Annotated in this window: 19 protein-coding genes; 4 read left to right on the top strand and 15 right to left on the bottom strand. The window is 58.1% G+C overall.

The window, feature by feature from the left end; translation table 11 throughout:
* Positions 1–2: 2 nt before the first annotated feature.
* The 5 genes from ccmE to ccmA form a co-directional block, all read right to left on the bottom strand.
* Positions 3–458 (bottom strand): cytochrome c maturation protein CcmE, encoded by a 456-nt coding sequence (gene ccmE, locus BXA01_RS23880; protein ID WP_016771044.1) that lies wholly within the window; start codon positions 456–458, stop codon positions 3–5.
* The gene (gene ccmD, locus BXA01_RS23875) at positions 455–631 is read right to left on the bottom strand and encodes a heme exporter protein CcmD (protein ID WP_016771045.1); all 177 of its coding nucleotides are present in this window, start codon (positions 629–631) and stop codon (positions 455–457) included. The genes ccmE and ccmD overlap by 4 nt, the downstream gene beginning before the upstream one ends.
* A complete protein-coding gene (ccmC, locus tag BXA01_RS23870; RefSeq protein ID WP_076567807.1) occupies positions 628–1,383 on the bottom strand; it encodes a heme ABC transporter permease in 756 nt (251 codons plus the stop codon). Before ccmC ends, ccmD begins: the two co-directional genes overlap by 4 nt.
* A gap of 97 nt (positions 1,384–1,480) precedes the next feature.
* Positions 1,481–2,149: a heme exporter protein CcmB gene (gene ccmB, locus BXA01_RS23865; protein WP_039763615.1), complete on the bottom strand. Its 669-nt coding sequence runs from the start codon at positions 2,147–2,149 to the stop codon at positions 1,481–1,483.
* Positions 2,146–2,781 carry a cytochrome c biogenesis heme-transporting ATPase CcmA gene (ccmA, locus tag BXA01_RS23860; RefSeq protein ID WP_073472746.1) on the bottom strand — a complete coding sequence of 212 codons (636 nt, stop codon included), beginning with the start codon at positions 2,779–2,781 and terminating at the stop codon, positions 2,146–2,148. The genes ccmB and ccmA overlap by 4 nt, the downstream gene beginning before the upstream one ends.
* Before the next feature lie 197 nt (positions 2,782–2,978).
* Between ccmA and fliK the strand changes: the two genes are divergently transcribed.
* The 4 genes from fliK (at position 2,979) to BXA01_RS23840 (ending at position 7,446) form a co-directional block, all read left to right on the top strand.
* Positions 2,979–4,553: a flagellar hook-length control protein FliK gene (gene fliK / locus BXA01_RS23855; protein ID WP_076566628.1), complete on the top strand. Its 1,575-nt coding sequence runs from the start codon at positions 2,979–2,981 to the stop codon at positions 4,551–4,553.
* Positions 4,550–4,879 carry an EscU/YscU/HrcU family type III secretion system export apparatus switch protein gene (locus BXA01_RS23850; RefSeq protein ID WP_076566625.1) on the top strand — a complete coding sequence of 110 codons (330 nt, stop codon included), beginning with the start codon at positions 4,550–4,552 and terminating at the stop codon, positions 4,877–4,879. The genes fliK and BXA01_RS23850 overlap by 4 nt, the downstream gene beginning before the upstream one ends.
* Positions 4,880–5,032: 153 nt before the next feature.
* Positions 5,033–6,757 carry a hypothetical protein gene (locus tag BXA01_RS23845; protein ID WP_076566623.1) on the top strand — a complete coding sequence of 575 codons (1,725 nt, stop codon included), beginning with the start codon at positions 5,033–5,035 and terminating at the stop codon, positions 6,755–6,757.
* Positions 6,758–6,807: 50 nt separating this feature from the next.
* On the top strand, positions 6,808–7,446 hold the full coding sequence (locus BXA01_RS23840) for a hypothetical protein (RefSeq protein ID WP_076566620.1): 639 nt from the start codon (positions 6,808–6,810) through the stop codon (positions 7,444–7,446).
* Between the two features lie 139 nt (positions 7,447–7,585).
* Here BXA01_RS23840 and BXA01_RS23835 read toward each other — a convergent pair whose 3' ends face one another.
* From BXA01_RS23835 to BXA01_RS23790, 10 genes are all read right to left on the bottom strand, one after another.
* Complete coding sequence (locus BXA01_RS23835) at positions 7,586–9,181, bottom strand: hypothetical protein (protein ID WP_231990998.1); 1,596 nt, start codon at positions 9,179–9,181, stop codon at positions 7,586–7,588.
* A gap of 130 nt (positions 9,182–9,311) precedes the next feature.
* Positions 9,312–10,952 (bottom strand): hypothetical protein, encoded by a 1,641-nt coding sequence (locus BXA01_RS27155; RefSeq protein ID WP_076566616.1) that lies wholly within the window; start codon positions 10,950–10,952, stop codon positions 9,312–9,314.
* 207 nt (positions 10,953–11,159) lie between these two features.
* The gene (locus BXA01_RS23825; RefSeq protein ID WP_042607551.1) at positions 11,160–11,555 is read right to left on the bottom strand and encodes a DUF2802 domain-containing protein; all 396 of its coding nucleotides are present in this window, start codon (positions 11,553–11,555) and stop codon (positions 11,160–11,162) included.
* 1 nt (position 11,556) lies between these two features.
* The gene (locus BXA01_RS23820) at positions 11,557–12,042 is read right to left on the bottom strand and encodes a chemotaxis protein CheW (RefSeq protein ID WP_016771050.1); all 486 of its coding nucleotides are present in this window, start codon (positions 12,040–12,042) and stop codon (positions 11,557–11,559) included.
* A 90-nt stretch (positions 12,043–12,132) separates the two neighbouring features.
* The gene (locus BXA01_RS23815) at positions 12,133–13,086 is read right to left on the bottom strand and encodes a CheW domain-containing protein (protein WP_076566614.1); all 954 of its coding nucleotides are present in this window, start codon (positions 13,084–13,086) and stop codon (positions 12,133–12,135) included.
* A 91-nt stretch (positions 13,087–13,177) separates the two neighbouring features.
* On the bottom strand, positions 13,178–13,966 hold the full coding sequence (locus tag BXA01_RS23810; protein ID WP_039763606.1) for a ParA family protein: 789 nt from the start codon (positions 13,964–13,966) through the stop codon (positions 13,178–13,180).
* A 43-nt stretch (positions 13,967–14,009) separates the two neighbouring features.
* Positions 14,010–14,900: a flagellar motor protein MotD gene (motD, locus tag BXA01_RS23805; RefSeq protein ID WP_016771054.1), complete on the bottom strand. Its 891-nt coding sequence runs from the start codon at positions 14,898–14,900 to the stop codon at positions 14,010–14,012.
* Positions 14,901–14,912: 12 nt separating this feature from the next.
* Positions 14,913–15,653: a flagellar motor protein gene (locus BXA01_RS23800; protein WP_016771055.1), complete on the bottom strand. Its 741-nt coding sequence runs from the start codon at positions 15,651–15,653 to the stop codon at positions 14,913–14,915.
* Positions 15,653–16,804: a protein-glutamate methylesterase/protein-glutamine glutaminase gene (locus BXA01_RS23795; RefSeq protein ID WP_076566611.1), complete on the bottom strand. Its 1,152-nt coding sequence runs from the start codon at positions 16,802–16,804 to the stop codon at positions 15,653–15,655. The genes BXA01_RS23800 and BXA01_RS23795 overlap by 1 nt, the downstream gene beginning before the upstream one ends.
* 49 nt (positions 16,805–16,853) lie before the next feature.
* Entirely contained in the window at positions 16,854–19,139 is a 2,286-nt protein-coding gene (locus tag BXA01_RS23790) for a chemotaxis protein CheA (RefSeq protein WP_076566609.1), read from the bottom strand.
* Positions 19,140–19,192 lie beyond the last annotated feature (53 nt).

The following is a 19,192-nucleotide window of genomic DNA, read 5'->3' as shown; positions in this document are numbered from 1 at the left end:
GATCAACCCTCCTTCACAGGCGTCGGCGCGGATTGACCGCTGTCCTTCAGCGCTTTGGTCACTTCCGGCGGCATGTACTTCTCGTCGTGCTTGGCCAGCACTTCATCGGCGACCACCACGCCATCAGCGTTGAGCTTGCCGAGGGCGACAATGCCCTGCCCTTCGCGGAACAGATCCGGGAGGATGCCGCGATAGGCGATGGTCACGGATTTGTTGAAGTCGGTGACGACGAATTTGACGTCCAGCGAATCCTTGGAGCGTTGCAGCGAACCGGCCTCGACCATGCCGCCGGCGCGGATGCGCGTGTCCTGCGGCGCTTCGCCGTTGGCGATCTGCGTCGGTGTGTAAAACAGATTGATGTTTTCCTGCAACGCGCTCAGGGCCAGGCCGACAGCAGCGCCCACTCCGACCAGAATCGCCAGAATGATGATCAGACGTTTTTTGCGCAGCGCATTCACTTGCCGTTCTCCCGGCGCAGACGACGCGCCTCTTGTTGCAGATAACGCTTGCGCGCCGCAATCGGCGCCACCACGTTGAGGGCCAGCACCGCCAGGCAGATGCCGTAGGCCGACCAGACATACAGGCCGTGATGGCCCATGGCGAGAAAATCGCCGAATGAAGCAAAACTCATCGCGCCGCCTCCAGACTCTGCTGCACTTCGGTCTTCACCCAACTGGCGCGGGCTTCGCGCTTGAGTACTTCCAGACGCATGCGCAGCAACAGCACGGCGCCGAAGAAGCAGTAGAAACCCAGCACCGTCAGCAGCAGCGGCAGCCACATTTCCGCGGGCATCGCCGGTTTTTCCGTGAGGGTGAACGTCGCGCCCTGGTGCAGGGTGTTCCACCACTCCACCGAATATTTGATGATCGGAATGTTGATCACACCAACAATTGCCAGCACCGCGCAGGCCTTGGCGGCGCTGTCGCGGTTGCTGATGGCATTGCCCAGCGCGATCACGCCGAAATACAGAAACAGCAGAATCAGCATTGAGGTCAGGCGCGCATCCCACACCCACCACGAGCCCCAGGTCGGCTTGCCCCAGATGGCCCCGGTAACCAGCGCCACAGCGGTCATCCACGCACCTATCGGTGCGGCGCATTGCAGGGCAACGTCGGCCAGCTTCATTTTCCACACCAGCCCGACCACGCCGCACACCGCGAGCATCACGTAGATCGACTGGGCGAGCATCGCGGCGGGCACGTGGATATAGATGATGCGAAAGCTGTTGCCTTGCTGGTAATCCGGTGGCGCGAACGCCAGGCCCCAGATCACGCCAACGCCGATCAGCAGCAACGCTGCAATGCTCAACCACGGCAGGAACTTGCCGCTGATGCCGTAGAACCACTTGGGCGAGCCGAGCTTGTGAAACCAGGTCCAGTTCATACTGTTTCCATCACGGTTGCCGCTCATCATCGCGAGCTGGCAGAGGGTCATGCCTTTCTTCTGATAGAAGTGGTCAATTTTTGACCAGGCCTCATTATTATTCGCCGACGCTGATCTTCAGGCCAGCGGCTATTGCAAAGGGTGTCAGGGTGATCGCCAGCGCTGTGAGGCTGGCCATCCACAACAGGTATCCGGTCGCCGGCATGCCCTGCAACGCCGCTTGTAACGCGCCACTGCCAAGGATCAACACCGGGATGTACAACGGCAGAATCAGCAGCGCCAGCAACAGCCCGCCGCGCTTCAGGCCGACCGTCAGCGCCGCGCCGACCGCGCCGAGCAGGCTCAACACCGGCGTACCGAGCAGCAACGACAGCAGCAACACCGGCAAGCACGCGGCCGGCAAACCGAGCATCAACGCCAGCAACGGCGACAGCAGCACCAGTGCCAGACCGGAGAACAGCCAGTGTGCCAGCACCTTGGCCAGGACCAGAAGCGGCAACGGGTGCGACGAAAGGACCCACTGTTCCAGCGAGCCGTCTTCGAAATCACTGCGGAACAATCCGTCCAGCGACAGCAGGACCGACAACAACGCCGCCACCCAGACTAACCCCGGGGACAGGTTTTGCAAGACTTGAGTTTCCGGGCCGACGGCCAGCGGGAAAAGGGCAATAACGATGGCAAAGAAAATCAGCGGATTGGCCAGCTCCGCCGGGCGGCGGAACAGCAATCGCGATTCGCGGGCAAGCAGCAGGCCGAAGACACTCATACCGCCCATTTCCCCAGATCGATGTCGCGATAACCGGCCGGCATGCGGCTCAGGGTGTGGTGGGTGGTCAGCACCACCAGACCGCCGCGTTCGCAGTGGCCGGCCAGATGCTCTTCCAACTGAGCGACACCCTGCTTGTCCAGCGCGGTGAAAGGTTCGTCGAGTATCCACAACGGCGGGCTGTCCAGATACAACCGCGCCAGTGCCACACGGCGCTGTTGGCCGGCGGAAAGACTGTGGCAGGGAACGTCTTCGAAACCGCGCAATCCTACCGCTGCCAGCGCCTGCCAGATCGCCTCGCGTTCGGCGGGATGATGCAGGGCGCACAGCCACGACAGGTTTTCTTCGGGAGTGAGCAGATCCTTGATCCCGGCGGCGTGGCCGATCCACAACAGGTTTCGCGCCAGTTCGCTGCGTTGCTCGGTCAGCGGCTGACCGTTGAGCAGCACCTGGCCATCGGTGGGTTGCATCAAACCGGCGAGCAGACGTAAAAGACTGGTCTTGCCGCTGCCGTTGGGGCCGCTGATCTGCACCATGTCGCCACTGGCCAGACGCAATTCGAGGTTTTCGAAAAGCAGCCTGAGATCGCGTTCACACGCCAGGGCAACGGTTTGCAGGACAGGACTGGTCAAGGGATCACGGGCCTTATACGGTTCAAGTCGGCTCTAGAGCGGCCGTTAAAGAGATGCAGCATAGATGCTTTGATCGCTCGATCTGGCGAGCTGGATCAAACAATTGCCAGGTTTTTTGAACGAAGCGCACGACGCGCGGCATTATACATGCCGTGCCTTACTCTCAAGAGCGCAATTTCCTCAGGTTGTGTCCGCGTATGACAGGCGAAATGAACATCCTCCCGCTGCCGCCCACCGTGCCGGCGAGCGCTCGCCCGCAGACGGGTGAACTGCTCAAGCTGCTGACGCCGGTCGAAGGCTTGATCGGCGCGGGGCAAAGCGCCAAGGCCGAGGTGTTGTCGCTCAAGCAGGCTGATCAGACCTTTGAATTGCTGCTCAAGGTGACCCTCGACAGCGGCCGTCAGACCACCGTGCAGGCCAGCAGCAACCTGCCGTTGCCACAGGGCACCAACCTGGCGATCACTCAGCCATCGGCCGGCAATCTGGCGATCACCGTACAGCAAGCGATCGCCAGCAGCGTCGCCACCCTGACCCGCATCGATACCGCGCAATTGCCCGCCGGCACCTTGCTGCAAGGCAAAGTCGTGACCTCGCAAGCCCTGCCGCAGACGCCGGGGCAAGCGGCGGTATTTCGCTCGATGGTCACCCTGGTCAACACCGCATTGAGCGGCAGCACCTTGACCGTCGACAGCCCGCAGCCGCTGCGCATCGGCACGTTGTTGTCGGCGCAGGTGCAGGACGCGCAGACCCTTAAATTCGTGCCGCTGAGCAACCGTCAGGAACAACTGGCGGTCAGTCAGCAATTGCTCGGTCAGCAAAGTCGCCAGGGCTCGCTCGATGGTCTGCTGAAGATGTTGCAAAATCTGCCGCCGGCCACTGACCAGACCTCGGCCGATCTGCGCGCGGTGGTCGACAAGTTGCTTGCCAGCCTGCCGGACCTGCAGCAAATGAGCACCGCCAAAGGCGTGGCGCTGGCCTTGGCCAACAGCGGCGCGTTCCTCGAAGCGAAATTGCTCGGCGGACAAAACCCGACTCTCGCCCCGGACATGAAAGCCGACCTGCTCAAGCTGATCGCGCAACTGACTCCGGGCCTGCCGAGCAACACCAATTTCAATGCGATCATCGCCGCCAATACCCTGGCGCAAGCGCTGCCGAGTTTCGTCCGGAACGCCCTCGGCACCCTCGGCCAGGTCAGCGCCAAACCGGTGCCCAGCAGCTTCCCGTTGCCCGAACGACTGCTGGCGAAACTCGAAGGCGACGGCGATCTCGAACAACTGCTGCGCCTCGCCGCCGCTGCGGTGTCGCGTCTGCAAAGCCATCAGTTGTCGAGCCTGGAACAGACCGGCGTCACCGACGATGGCCGCCTGCTCAGCACTTGGCAGCTGGAAATCCCCATGCGCAACCTGCAAGACATCGTGCCGTTGCAGGTCAAATTCCAGCGTGAAGAAGCGCCGGAGCGCGAGCCGCAGCCCCACGAGCGCCGCGATGAGCGCGAAGCCAAACAGCAACTGTGGCGCGTTGATCTGGCCTTCGATCTGGAACCGCTCGGGCCAATGCAGATTCAGGCGCAATTGATCGCCGGCAGCCTGTCCAGTCAGCTGTGGGCCGAGCGGCCGTACACCGCCGACCTGATCGAGAACAACCTGTTCGCCCTGCGCCAGCGCTTGCTCGATTCCGGGCTCAACGTCGGCGACCTCGACTGCCACCACGGCACCCCGCCGCAAGGCAACCAAACCCGCCTCGAACACCGCTGGGTCGACGAAACCGCATGAACGATTCCACTGCCCCACGCCAGGCCATCGCCCTCAAATATGACGGCAACCACGCCCCGACCCTCACTGCCAAGGGCGACGAGGAACTGGCCGAAGAAATCCTGCGCATCGCCCGCGATTACGAAGTGCCGATCTACGAGAACCCTGAACTGGTGCGCCTGCTGGCGCGGATGGAACTGGGCGACAGCATCCCCGAAGAGCTCTATCGCACCATAGCCGAGATCATCGCGTTTGCGTGGAACCTGAAAGGCAAATTCCCCGAGGGACAGGACCCGAACGCGCCGATGGTCGAGAAGGACATCACCGCACGCGGGAATGATTATTGAAATCAGGTCCATGAGGGCCTGAGCAGTCTGCCTCCAACCATTCGTCGCGACTGTCAGATCTGACAGTTGCATGAAAATTCGTCGTAGCTCCAGATAGGACCACAGCGCCGGTATCAACGCGATACCGGCGATACGTCTTTCAGGAGCGCTCCGATGACCTTGAAGTCAGACTCGAAAAAAACGTTTGCAAGTACCTCTTCCACACAGTTATACCCGCCGGATATAACTGGGCTGGTCAAGCCGATCCACGGCGATGAGGGGTATGACGGTGGCCTCGGTGCCGCCGCCCTGACCGCTGATTTACTCGTTATCGTAGATCCCTGGCTTTACCAGGAAATAGGCGACAAATGCTTCCTTTTCTGGCAGGACGAAACAGACCCCGTCCGCACCGAGACTATCGATACGCAAGAAAAACTTAACGTCCCCGTACATTTTCGTATCCCGGCCAGCCAAATCAAGGATGGCGCCGCCTTCCCGGTGTTTTATCGCGTCGAGCGCCGCAGCGGCAACGAGTCGGATTCGGTCATGCTCAAGATATTGGTCAAAGGTGCGCTGCCAGGGGGGGTGCTCGACAAACCCGAACCACTTGGTCATCCCGGACTGCGCTACACGCTAATCCCGGACATCACGGCCGGCATTGACAGTGAGATGGCGAAGCAAGGCATTGTCATGCGTATCGCGTCCTATCAGAACATCTCTGCGTACGACCGAATCGTCGCGCGATGGGGTAACGATGAGCAGGTAATCTACTTTCCAGTCACGCCAGAGCAAGTCAGTGATCCGCAAAATCATCCGATCCTGCTTACGTTTGATGAGGATCTGATCAAGCGTGCAGGGGATGGCAAACACTCGGTTACTTACCAAGTGATTGATCGTTGCGCAAACCGACCGCATGACCACGCGGCGTGGTCCGTTGCCACTGAAGTAAATGTCCGCGTTAAAAAAATCCCGGCGCCGACCGTGACGGGTGAAGAGGCAGGAGTGCTGGATCCGGCTTTTGTCGAGAATGTCCAGGTGATTGCTTCGGGCATCGGACTGGTCGCTGACGACAATGTCCGGGTTCAATGGCAAGGGCGTGCGGAACATGAGACGGACCCGATGACCTATTCGGGAAGCGGAGCCCTTGCGTTTCCAATTCCCCCAGGATGGGTCAATGAAAGCGACCAGTGTGTCGTCAGCATTACGTTACGCGTAGAACGCTCCGCGGACAAACTCACGTCCGACGCAAAAACCGTGAACATCAAAACCACGATCATTCTCACGCCCCCCAAAGTACTCGAGGCTTACGGCGAAAATCACGATCGTCTGAAGATGTCCGATATTTATGAAGCACGACACGTCACCGTTCAGGTTCAGCAATACGTGGGGATGGCGATCGGGCAAACCGTTCGTGTGCGTTGGGCATCAGGGCGTCATGTCTACGACAGCGACATCACCCCCGTAACGGCGGTCGGTGCAATGAATATCTTCGTTCCGCGCATGGAAGTTGTGGATTCCATTGGCAGTACCGTGCCTGTCAACTTTACGGTTCGAACTTTTATCAACGGCCCATTGCATCGCGCTGAACCATTGCAACTGAAAATAGATGCTCAACCGTTCGAATTACCTCCACCGAGATTTTCATCTGACCAAACCCTGGTCACCGTGCGTTATCCGGCAATGACTGACGGATACCAGGCCCGAGTGCGCTGGGGCGGAGTCGTTACGCGCAGGACGGAATGGCAGAACATGCTTCCCGATACCACGGCGGCGTTTTCGATCCCGACTGAATGGCTGAATGAAAACAAAGGAACAACTGTGCTGATCAACTACAGCGTTCACCAGACCGGTTCAAACGAACAGAGCCAGTTCTCCCAGGTATTGAGAGTGGCGCTGTAAACAACAGTGCAATCCACGATTGCGCAGACATCAGGCAAGGAGTGTCAAGCATGGCTATTGAACAGATGTCATGGGATCTGCGTCGCCCGAAGGTACTCGAAGCGCCGGCGGACCAGCTGAATTTTAACAATGTGTACGGCCGACATTACATTAATGTGCAGGTGCCCCATTACACCGGGATGGTTGCAGGACATACCCTGAAAGTGCGCTTCGCTTCAGGTCGGCATACCTTCCGAACCGAGACATTGACCATTGCAAAACCTTCCCCGATAAACCTGATCATTCCGATCCTGGAGGTCGTCGATGCAATCGATAGCGAGGCGTCTGTCAGCTACAGCGTCCGACCAGGCGTCAATGCGCCGCTGATCTATTCGGAGATGTTGGATCTGAACGTGACTGAGCAGCCGTTCGACCTCACCAAGCCCAGGCTCTCCAACGATAGAAGCAACGTGGCGGTAAAATTTCTCAACATGGTCCCCGGTTATACAGTCAGAGTCAGATGGCACGGGGTAGTCGTGCGAGATACCGGAATCCTGCCCACCCAGAACGATTCGTCGATGAACTTCAGCATTCCTGAGCAATGGCGCTCAGAAAATAGAGGCAAGGAGGTACTGATTAATTACAGCCTTCATCGATCGGGCTCTGGCGATAACCTGATGTTCTCCCGACTGTTGCGCGTAACACTTTGAACAAGCGTTGGAAACACTCAAAATATGGAATGAAAGTTTACTTACATTCCATATTTTCTTCCTTCTACCAAGACTTAAACACCGCGCTCAATTACCGAACTTGCTACAAGCCCGACAAAATCATCCTCGACCTCACGCCTCAAAATTTATTAGTGCGCCTGCTTCCCGACGGAGAAATTACCTGCTCATCCAAATGAAAACTAAATGATGCGTCCTCTCCGTTGAAGGTCAGCCGTATAATGGGGAGGTAACTACCTGTTTGCTCAAAGTAATCATTTTGCATGAAGCGGGCACCATTCAACGCAACAGCCGGAGTGGAGGAATAAATATAAACTAACGCCTCCAAGGGTAGCTTCTGCGGAATACCTGCTGGCCATGGAGCGATAACGACTTCATTGGCCCAATCAAGATCAGCAGCATATTCAAAATGGCTTCGTCCTTGTAAAAAAATTGTGAACTGCGCTTTGTCAGGACCCAGACTGCACTGATGATAAAGGCGATTAGCCGTCCCGCTGACCGAGTGATAGTGTGCTTTCCATGCATCAAGGGTAAGAATATTCATTTCTTCACAAGAATCGCCTTCATTTGGAAAGTATTGGTGGCGCCCACAGTATTGCGCCCTATAGGTTCCGGCTGCGCCATCTCCGGGAAATGAGCATCGTACCGTCACAGGTTGTGAATTCGACTTGATGGCAAAATCCATCGACTTGAATATGAAACCATGCTGCTCGGCGTTATAAAGTGCCTTCACCTTTAAGTCCTTGCGAAGGAAAGAGAAAGACACCCCGTTACGGGTGATTGAGTTGGGACTGGGATCCCAAGCGTGATAACTGCTTGTTGCCTTTGCTGCCCTGATCAATATGCCATTACAAAAATAAGCAGCTCTTCCACTGCAATCGTTTGAAACATCCAAGAAACGGGCATTCAGCTGTTCCGCTACTGTTTGCCCATAAATCTGCTCTGCACTGGAAAAACTGAATACATTCTTGTCAGATGCAGATAAATTCAACTTGACGATGGGTATATAAAGCGAGGTCGCCAGGTAATAATCACGTTGAAACTTCTGTGCATCTGCTAACTTTTCTGGAGTTGAGCCATCATAGAATACCGCTTCTACAGGTAATAGCTCTGGCTTGGCTTCATCCCAGGTCTGAACCAAAACCTCTAGTGGCTTGGCCGTCCAGTTGGCATCAACAAGTTTATGCGCTTCGAGGCTGGCTTTGAATTGCGCGGCTACCACAGTACTCAACGAGCATTGGTTCTTGGGCAGCGAACCATGTTCCTGAAAGTTTTTCAGCCATTCGCCTGCGGTTGTAGCCGGTACCGCCAGCTTGGCGCAATTGGCCAGATCCACATTCAGCCGCGCCGATTTAGGCGCAAACCCACATCCATGCTCGGCGCGAGCATCAAGTGATTCCGTCGGGAAAGGATATATGCAGCGCAGATTCAGTGCCTTGTCGTCAACTAGAGCTGACGTTTGATCTTTCAAGATGAATCCGCTTTTTCTGCTTCCGTTCAACGTCGTACTACCCACATCCGAGCGGATATAGGTAAACGCAACAGAACCGAGGGTTGTCGCCTTTGATCCGTAATCCCAGAACTTGAAACTCGAACTGTAATCCACCGCCCGCAGAAGAACACCGGAGCAATAGTAGGCAGGTGTTTCGTTTGAACACTGCGATACAGTGCTTTTGTATCGGGCATTCATATCCGTCACCAATGCCTGACCAGACATGGCACTAGCCTGCGCGAAAAACAGTGAAAGCAAACATAAAAGACACTTCATTCTTTCAGCCTCACAAAACATTGAAAAGGAGAGACATCAACACTTTAAAAGCCGGAAAACCACAAAGCACTTTCGAAACTTAATTCCAAATTCCCGACTGCTCATCTTCGTGAAAACTGAATGCAGTCGGCGATCCATCGATCAAAGTAACCCGTATAACCGGCAACAAGCCCCCTGTAACATTAAAATAATCTTGCTGTGCATATTTCGCCCCCTCCACCCCCACTGCACGAGATTGGTTAAACAGGTAAAAAAAAGCCGCAATAGGTAATTGCGCAGGTATCCCCTCTGGCCAAGTTCTCAACATCACCTCATTATGGTATGGCCGCTCTTCCGCTGGCCGCTCGAAATTATTCCGAGCTTGTAGACTTAACGCAAACTGACTTTTATCAGCTGCAAAACTGCATTGATTCCTATTTCTTTGAGAAAAGTAACCTGACCCACCCACTGAACGATAATGAACTTTCCATTGTTCAATTGTCGTCACGCCCACTTGTAGACATGAACGACTGGTTTGCGGGTAGTAATCATTCGGGCCACATCCTCTATCGGTTGGCCGACTAAATGTATTCGCATCAGATGGATACGAACATAACAGGGGCGTGGAATAACTACCCAATTTCTCGGCAGTATCAAAATCCTTGAAAATAAACCCTTGAGTTTCGCCCCATACCAAAGTTTCGATGCCTAAATCCTTTCGAAAATAGGAGAACGACACGCCGCCTGTTTTTATCGAGTGTGGACTCGGGTCCCAAGCATGGTATTTAGGACTAGTGCCGGTCACCCTCATAATCACACCACTGCAATAGTAAGCAGCCCGGCCGCCACAGTCGTTTACTACGTTGGCATATTTATTGTTCAGACGTTCGGCTGCCGATTGACCGAATACCTGATCAGTAGTCGAGTAGCTGAATACGTTTGTATTCGCTGCTGTCAGGTTCAGTCTCACGATTGGTACATATAGCGATGTTTCTAAATAGTATTCCCGTTGGAATCTCTGTGCATCCGCCAGCTTTCCCGGTGCTGAGCTTTCATAAAACAGTGCCTCTAATGGCAGCTTTTCCGGTTTACTTCTGTCCCAAGTTTCTATCAGGACTTCAGTAGGTTTAGTCGTCCAAGCCGCGCTCACCAATTTGTGAGCCTCCAGAGTAGCCTTGAACTGGACCGCAACTATAGTGCTCAAAGAACATTGGTTCTTGGGCAGCGAACCATGCTCCTGAAAGTTTTTCAGCCATGCGGCTGCTGTTGTCGCCGGTACCGCGAGCCTGGCGCAATTGGCCAGATCCACATTCAGCTGCGCCGATTTAGGCGCAAATCCACATCCATGCTCGGCGCGAGCATCAAGTGATTCAGTCGGGAAAGGATAAATGCAGCGCAGATTCAGTGCCTTGTCGTCAGCTAGAGCTGATGTTTGATCTTTTAGGATGAACCCGCTTTTTCTGTCTCCGTTCAACGTCGTACTACCCACATCCGAGCGGATATAGGTAAACGCAACAGAACCGAGGGTTGTCGCCTTTGATCCGTAATCCCAGAACTTGAAACTCGTACTGTAATCCACTGCCCGCAGAAGAACACCGGAGCAATAGTAGGCAGGTGTTCCGTTTGAACACTGCGATACAGTGCTTTTGTATCGGGCGTTCATATCCGTCACCAACGCCTGACCAGACATGGCGTTAACAGTGGCGGAAAAAACCAAAGGCAATAGCAGTATAAGTTTCATATTAATACCCGGCTGAAACTGAATTCATTTCGAGTATGTTGAGCATGGAATATTGTTATCTACTGTCAGATCTGACAGTCCCGACAGGCGGTACTTATGCGCAAATGAAAAGATCGCAGCCTTCGGCAACACCTACATGAGATTTTTGTAGGCGCTGCCGAAGGCTGCGATCTTTTGATCTTGCTTGCTACTTGACGCTTGAACCCTCTAGCTGCTCTTGTGCAACTTGCGCATCAACTCCGCTTCAGCCTGGGTCAACCCGCACGACTGAGTCAGTTCATCGACGCTGGCGCCCATTCCCACCAGTTTCGCCGCCTGGGCGAATGACAGGCTCGACGGGTCGCGTTGTTCCAGGGCAACGATCTTGTCCGGCAACGGGCTTACCACCGCGCGCAACTCGTGCAGGGCCTCGCCCATGCGCACGTTGCCGTTCTGGTAATCGTCGACGCGTTTGGCCAGTTCCTTGATGCGCTGATCACGCAGCGCATCACCCTGGGCCTGCTGTGCAGCGATCACTCGCTGCGCCTTGATGTACGAGACGAACATCGCCAGCGTGCCGGCCCAGAACAGGAATAGAACAATTACCGCAACCTCGAGAATCAAATCAGATGCTCTCCAGTTCCGACCATTCTTCTTCGCTCATCATCTTGTCCAGCTCGACCAGAATCAGCAGCTCGTTGTTCTTGTTGCACACGCCCTGAATGAACTTGGCCGATTCTTCGTTACCGACGTTCGGCGCGGTTTCGATTTCCGACTGACGCAGGTAAACCACTTCGGCCACGCTGTCGACCATGATGCCGACGACTTGCTTGTCAGCTTCGATGATGACGATACGGGTGTTGTCGCTGATCTCGCCGCTGTGCAGGCCGAAGCGCTGACGGGTGTCGATCACGGTGACCACGTTGCCGCGCAGGTTGATGATGCCCAGCACGTAGCTCGGTGCACCCGGCACCGGCGCGATCTCGGTGTAGCGCAGCACTTCCTGCACGCGCATCACGTTGATGCCGTAGGTTTCGTTATCCAGTTTGAAGGTCACCCATTGCAGGATCGGATCTTCAGAACCTTTTGCATTCGACGCCTGACTACTCATACCCTGACCCCTCGAAAAAACCGCCCCGGGCGGTGTGTGTTCTGTGTGGTGGCATTGGAAAATGCCATCGCCTGATTGTTATGTCGGCTGCTATGTCGGTTTATGTAGCGGCTTGTTGCCACTCAAGTGCTTTGCCCCGCCGCTGGCGATCAACTCGGCCAGTGCGGATACGTCAAGCAATGCACACATGTGCTCGATCACGGTGCCGGCGAGCCATGGCCGCTGACCCCGGTGACTTCTCCATTTGATTTCATTCGGGTCCAGGCGCAACGAGCGGCTGACCTGATGCACCGCCAGCCCCCACTCGTAACCTTGAACCGAAATCACGTATTGCAGGCCCTGACGGAAGTCATCGCGGTAACGATCCGGCATGACCCAACGCGCGGTGTCCAAGACTTTCAGATTGCCGGCCTGGCTCGGCAGAATCCCGAGGAACCACTCCGGCTGGCCAAACAGCGGCGTCAGCTCGTGGCCGGCCAGCGAATAGATCGAGCCGAGGCACACCAGCGGCACCGCCAGGGTCAACCCGGCAACATCGAACAGCAAGCATTCGAAGGCTTCGGCAGCCCAGGCCGGACGGCCATCGGGTTCGACCGGTGGCGGCGGGTTGTTCGGCGGCAGATGCACTTCGACCAGCGGCGGGACCAGCACCTGCGGCTCCGCAATCTGCGGCGCGGGTTCAGGCTCCGGCTCGGGTTCCGGCACGGTCAATAATTGCGTTTGCAGCAGCGGCGCCAAGGTCGACAGCGGCGCGCGCGGTTCGTCGATCAGCGCCACCGGTGCTTTAGCCACGGGGGCAGCAGCAGGCGCGGCAATTGGAGTGACGGATTTCTGCGCGTCGCGGGCCTGCTCCTCCAGCACCGCTGCCTGAAACTCGTCCATGGCCTCGGTGCTTTCCACCACTTCAGGCTGCGCCTGTTCGACGACTGGCGGCAGCGCTTCGACCGCCGCAGGCAAGTCCTCGGGCAGGTCGAGCAGCAGGTCTTCCAGATAGGACTGCAAGGCCTGTTGCGGACGTGACGTGAGTTTCACTGGGCGGTTCATCGGTGATCAACGCCAGGCAGGGAAACGGCGTCGTCTGCTTCGCGAGCAGGCTCGCTCCCACAGGGTTCGGGCAAGCGAATAAAGATCATGCTCAGGCCACCTGCGGAACAAGTTGCTGCGCGAGCAGGTGCTTGAGCAGCGCGCGGTAGGCCAGCACGCCACGGCTCTTGCCGTCGAATTGCGAAGGCGTGACGCCCGCCCGGCTGGCGTCGCGCAGACGAGTATCGACCGGGATGTAGCCGTGCCAGATGTCTTCGGGGAATTTGTCACGCAGCACACGCAAGGTGCCCATCGACGCCTGCGTGCGGCGGTCGAACAAAGTCGGCACGATGCTGAACGGCAACGGCTGTTTGCGCGAGCGATTGATCATCGCCAGGGTGTTGACCATGCGCTCCAGACCTTTCACCGCCAAGTGCTCGGTCTGCACCGGGATCACCAGTTGCTGGCTCGCCGCGAGGGCGTTGACCATCAGCACACCGAGCAATGGCGGGCTGTCGATGATTGCGTAGTCGAAGTCCTGCCACAGCTGCGCCAGACTCTTGGCGATCACCAGGCCCAGGCCACTCTGCCCCGGCGACTGCCGCTCAAGGGTGGCCAGTGCAGTGCTCGATGGCAGCAGGGAAATGCGCTCGTCGCTGGTCGATAACAGCAACTGCCCCGGCAGGCCTTGCGGCACGCTGCCCTTGTGCAGAAACAGATCGTAGTTGCTGTGCTCCAGGCTGTCGGGGTCGTAGCCGAAATAGCTGGTCATCGAGCCGTGCGGATCGAGATCGACCACAACCACGCGCTTGCCCGCCTCGGCCAGCAACCCGGCTAGAGCGATGGAGGATGTGGTTTTACCGACACCACCCTTTTGATTGGCGACTGCCCAGACTCTCATTCAGTTCGTTCCTCCCGGCCAGATCGGCTGGCCGAGACATGCTTCAGCGTGTTAATGCGGGCGACGGAGAATTGACGGCACTCTCGCGTCCCGGCGTCTTGACCGGGGTCGGTGCAGTTTGTGTGCCAGCGCGCTTCAACGCCGCATCCGGTTGCGCATTGGCGGTTCCGGTGCCCGTCAGGCTGCGGCGCACATCAAGATTGCGCGACACCACCAGTACCACGCGGCGGTTCTTTGCCCGACCTTCCACCGTGGCGTTGTTCGCCACTGGCTGAAATTCGCCGTAGCCCACCGACGCCAGTCGCCCAGGGTTTACGCCCTGCATGGCGAGCATCCGCACGATGCTCGCCGAGCGCGCCGAGGACAGTTCCCAGTTGGTCGGGTACTGCGCGGTGCGGATCGGTTGATCGTCGGTGAAGCCTTCGACGTGGATCGGGTTGTCGAACGGTTTGAGGATGGCCGCGACCTTGTCGATGATGTTGAACGCGATGTCGCTCGGCATGGCGTCGCCGCTGCCGAACAACAGGCTGGAATTGAGCTCGATCTCGACCCACAACTCGTTACCGCGCACGGTCATCTGGTTGGAGCTGATCAAATCACCGAACGCGGCGCTGATGTCATCGGCGATGCTTTTCAGCGGATCGCTGGCCCCGGAAATACCGGCGTCGACCTGCTCGGCATCCTTGACCAGCGGCTTGGCCGGGGTCACGGTTTTCGGTCGTTCGTCGCCGATCGGAATCGGTTTGAGCGAGCGGTCGGAGTCGGTAAACACGCCGATCAGCGCTTCGGAAATGACTTTGTACTTGCCTTCGTTGATCGACGAGATCGAGTACATCACCACGAAAAACGCGAACAGCAAAGTGATGAAATCCGCGTAGGACACGAGCCAGCGCTCGTGATTGACGTGTTCTTCCTGGTGGCGACGACGAGCCATGAGGTTATTCCCTTAGTCCATGAAGCCTTGCAGCTTCAACTCAATGGAACGAGGGTTTTCACCTTCGGCGATCGACAGAATTCCTTCCAGCAACATTTCGCGATAACGCGACTGCCGCAGCGCGATGGACTTGAGCTTGGCCGCGACCGGCAAGAGGATCAGGTTGGCACTGGCCACGCCATAGATGGTCGCGACGAACGCCACGGCAATGCCGTTACCCAGTTGCGACGGATCAGCGAGGTTGCCCATCACGTGAATCAGGCCCATCACCGCACCGATGATGCCGATGGTCGGCGCGTAGCCGCCCATGCTCTCAAAGACCTTGGCCGCTTCGATGTCGCGGGATTCCTGGGTGTAGAAATCCACTTCGAGAATGCTGCGAATGGCTTCCGGCTCGGCGCCGTCGACCAGCAATTGCAGGCCCTTGCGCGAATAGCTGTCAGGTTCGGCGTCGGCCACGCCTTCGAGGCCGAGCAAGCCTTCCTTGCGCGCCGTCAGGCTCCAATTGACCACGCGGTCGATGCCGCCGGCCAGGTCGACACGCGGCGGAAAGAAGATCCAGCCGAGAATCTGCATGGCGCGCTTGAACGCACTCATCGGCGATTGCAGCAGCGCAGCACCGACCGTGCCGCCCAGCACGATCAGCGCTGCCGGGCCGTTGGCCAGCGCGCCGAGGTGGCCGCCTTCAAGGTAGTTGCCGCCGATGATGGCGACGAACGCCATGATGAGGCCGATAAGGCTGAGAACATCCATCAGATACACGCCTCGACGATGTGCTTGCCGATGTCGTCCAGACCATACACCGCGTCAGCCAGATCGGCTTTGACGATCGCCATGGGCATGCCGTAGATCACGCAGCTTGCCTCATCCTGCGCCCACACCGAACTGCCGCCCTGCTTGAGCAGACGCGCGCCTTCGCGGCCGTCGGCGCCCATGCCGGTCAGCACCACTGCCAGAACTTTGTCGCCGTAAGACTTGGCTGCAGAACCGAAGGTGATGTCCACGCACGGCTTGTAATTCAAACGCTCGTCACCCGGCAAAATCTTCACCGCGCCACGGCCGTCGATCATCATCTGCTTGCCACCCGGCGCCAGCAGCGCCAGGCCCGGACGCAGGATGTCGCCATCCTCGGCTTCCTTGACGCTGATGCGGCAGAGCTTGTCGAGACGCTCGGCAAACGCCTTGGTGAACGCCGCCGGCATGTGCTGAATCAGCACGATCGGCGCAGGGAAGTTCGCCGGCAACTGCGTAAGCACGCGTTGCAGTGCGACCGGGCCGCCCGTCGAAGTGCCGATGGCAACCAGTTTGTAGGCTTTGCGTTTCGGAGCCGGCGACGAAGCGCTGGCAGCGGATGCACGGGCAGGCGCTGGCGCAGGCGCAGGTGCCGGACGTGCCGGGACAGGGCTGCTGTGGCTCGTGTGGCTGCCGTAGCTCGACGCTGCCGGAGCAGGCGTCGGCGCTGGCGCAGCGGCGGGAGCCGGCGCGCTGTAGGCACTGAAACGACGGTTACTGCGCGAGATGCTGTGGACTTTCTCGCACAGCAGTTGCTTGACCTTCTCGGGGTTGCGCGAGATGTCTTCGAAATTCTTCGGCAGGAAATCCACCGCGCCGGCGTCCAGCGCATCGAGGGTTACCCGCGCGCCTTCATGCGTAAGCGAGGAGAACATCAACACCGGGGTCGGGCAGCGCTGCATGATGTGCCGCACTGCCGTGATGCCGTCCATCATCGGCATCTCGTAGTCCATGGTGATCACGTCAGGCTTGAGGGCCATGGCCTGATCGATCGCCTCTTTACCGTTGGTGGCCGTGCCGACCACCTGGATGCTCGGATCCGCCGAAAGAATTTCCGAGACGCGGCGGCGGAAAAAACCCGAATCGTCCACCACCAGGACTTTGACTGCCATAAACACTCCATTAGGTGCAGCGGCGCGTCATCGCGCCGCCGCCCCGGATTCAAATACGCTTTGTGGCGTAACGCTTGAGCATGCTTGGAACATCGAGAATCAGCGCAATGCGGCCGTCACCGGTGATGGTGGCGCCGGACATGCCCGGAGTTCCCTGTAGCATTTTGCCCAATGGCTTGATGACCACTTCTTCCTGGCCGACCAGCTGATCGACGACGAAGCCGATCCGCTGAGTGCCCACCGAAAGAATCACCACATGGCCTTCGCGCTGCTCTTCGTGAGCGGCGGAGCTGACCAGCCAGCGCTTGAGGTAGAACAATGGCAGCGCCTTGTCGCGCACGATCACCACTTCCTGACCGTCGACGACGTTGGTGGTCGACAGGTCGAGGTGGAAGATTTCGTTGACGTTGACCAGCGGGAACGCGAACGCCTGATTGCCGAGCATGACCATCAGCGTCGGCATGATCGCCAGGGTCAGCGGCACCTTGATGACGATCTTCGAACCCTGGCCCTTGGTCGAGTAGATATTGATCGAACCGTTGAGCTGGGAAATCTTGGTCTTCACCACGTCCATGCCGACACCACGGCCGGACACGTCGGAGATCTCGGTCTTGGTCGAGAAACCGGGGGCGAAAATCAGGTTGTAGCACTCGGTATCGCTCAGGCGATCCGCCGCGTCCTTGTCCATCACACCGCGTTTTACCGCGATCGAACGCAGGACGTTCGGGTCCATGCCTTTGCCGTCATCGGAGATCGACAGCAGGATATGGTCGCCTTCCTGCTCGGCCGCCAGCACCACGCGACCGCCACGGGCCTTGCCCGATGCTTCGCGTTCTTCCGGCGACTCGATGCCGTGGTCGACAGCGTTGCGCACCAAGTGGACCAGCGGGTCGGCCAGAGCCTCGACAAGGTTTTTGTCGAGGTCGGTTTCTTCGCCCACCAGTTCCAGGTTGATCTCTTTCTTCAGCTGACGAGCGAGGTCGCGAACCAGACGCGGGAAGCGCCCGAAGACCTTCTTGATCGGCTGCATCCGCGTTTTCATCACGGCGGTCTGCAGGTCAGCGGTGACCACGTCGAGGTTCGACACGGCCTTGGACATGGCTTCGTCGCCGCTGTTGAGGCCCAGACGCACCAGACGGTTACGCACCAGCACCAGCTCGCCGACCATGTTCATGATCTCGTCGAGCCGCGCGGTGTCGACGCGCACGGTGGTTTCCGCTTCGCTGGCCGGTTTTTCTGCCGGGGCAGCAGCTGGCGCGCGGGCCGGAGCCGGTGCAGCAGCGGCGGCCGGTTTCGGCGCCTCGGCTTTCGGTTCAGGCTTGGCGGCAGGTTTCGGCGCAGCAGCGGCAGCCGGAGCTTTCGCCGCTGGCGTGGCGACGCTCGACGCAGAGCCGGCAGTCGCAGCGCTGGCGTCAAACTTGCCTTTGCCGTGCAGTTCGTCGAGCAGCGATTCGAATTCGTGATCGCTGATCAGGTCACTGCCGGCCGCAGCGGCTGCCGGTGCAGCAGGTGCTGACGGGGCCGAAGCGATGGCCGATTCCAGCGCGTCAACGGCGAAGTTGCCCTTGCCGTGCAACTGATCGAGCAAGGCTTCGAATTCGTCGTCGGTGATGTCCGAGCTGTCGCCCGCAGCAGGCGCGGCCGGAGCAGCCGGCGCTGCTGGTGCCGCCGGAGCGACCGCATCGACAGCAAACTGGCCTTTGCCATGCAGTTGATCGAGCAGCGATTCAAATTCGGCGTCGGTGATTTCATCGCTGGCCGCCGTGTCGGCAACCTGCGCGGGAGCAGCGACAGCGGCCGGAGCCTCGGCCTGGGCCTTGACGGCGTTCAGCGAGTCCAGCAGTTGTTCGAATTCGTTATCGGTGATGTCGTCCGAGGAGTCGCTTTCAACGACCAGTTCTTCGATCATCTCGGCAACCGGCGAAGCCGGGGCTTCATCCGCCGATTGCGGTTCGGCCAGACGCGCCAGCGCGGCCAGCAGCTCCGGCGTGGCAGCGGTGATCGGTGCACGCTCACGGACTTCGCTGAACATGCTGTTCACCGCGTCCAGTGCTTCGAGCACCACGTCCATCAGTTCTGCATCAACGCGACGCTCACCCTTGCGCAGGATGTCGAACACGTTTTCGGCGATGTGACAGCACTCCACCAGCTCATTGAGCTGAAGGAAGCCGGCGCCCCCTTTTACAGTGTGGAAACCGCGAAAAATTGCATTGAGCAGATCTGCATCATCCGGGCGGCTTTCCAGCTCGACCAGTTGTTCGGACAGTTGCTCAAGAATCTCGCCGGCCTCAACCAGGAAATCCTGAAGGATCTCTTCATCGGCGCCGAAGCTCATTAATGGGGTGCTCCTACAGGTCTAAAAACCCAAAAAACCCGAATTCCGAAACT

The organism is Pseudomonas sp. B10 (assembly GCF_900156235.1).
In the GTDB taxonomy this organism is placed as follows: Bacteria; Pseudomonadota; Gammaproteobacteria; order Pseudomonadales; family Pseudomonadaceae; genus Aquipseudomonas; species Aquipseudomonas siliginis.
This window is presented reverse-complemented; position numbering and strand designations above follow the sequence as displayed.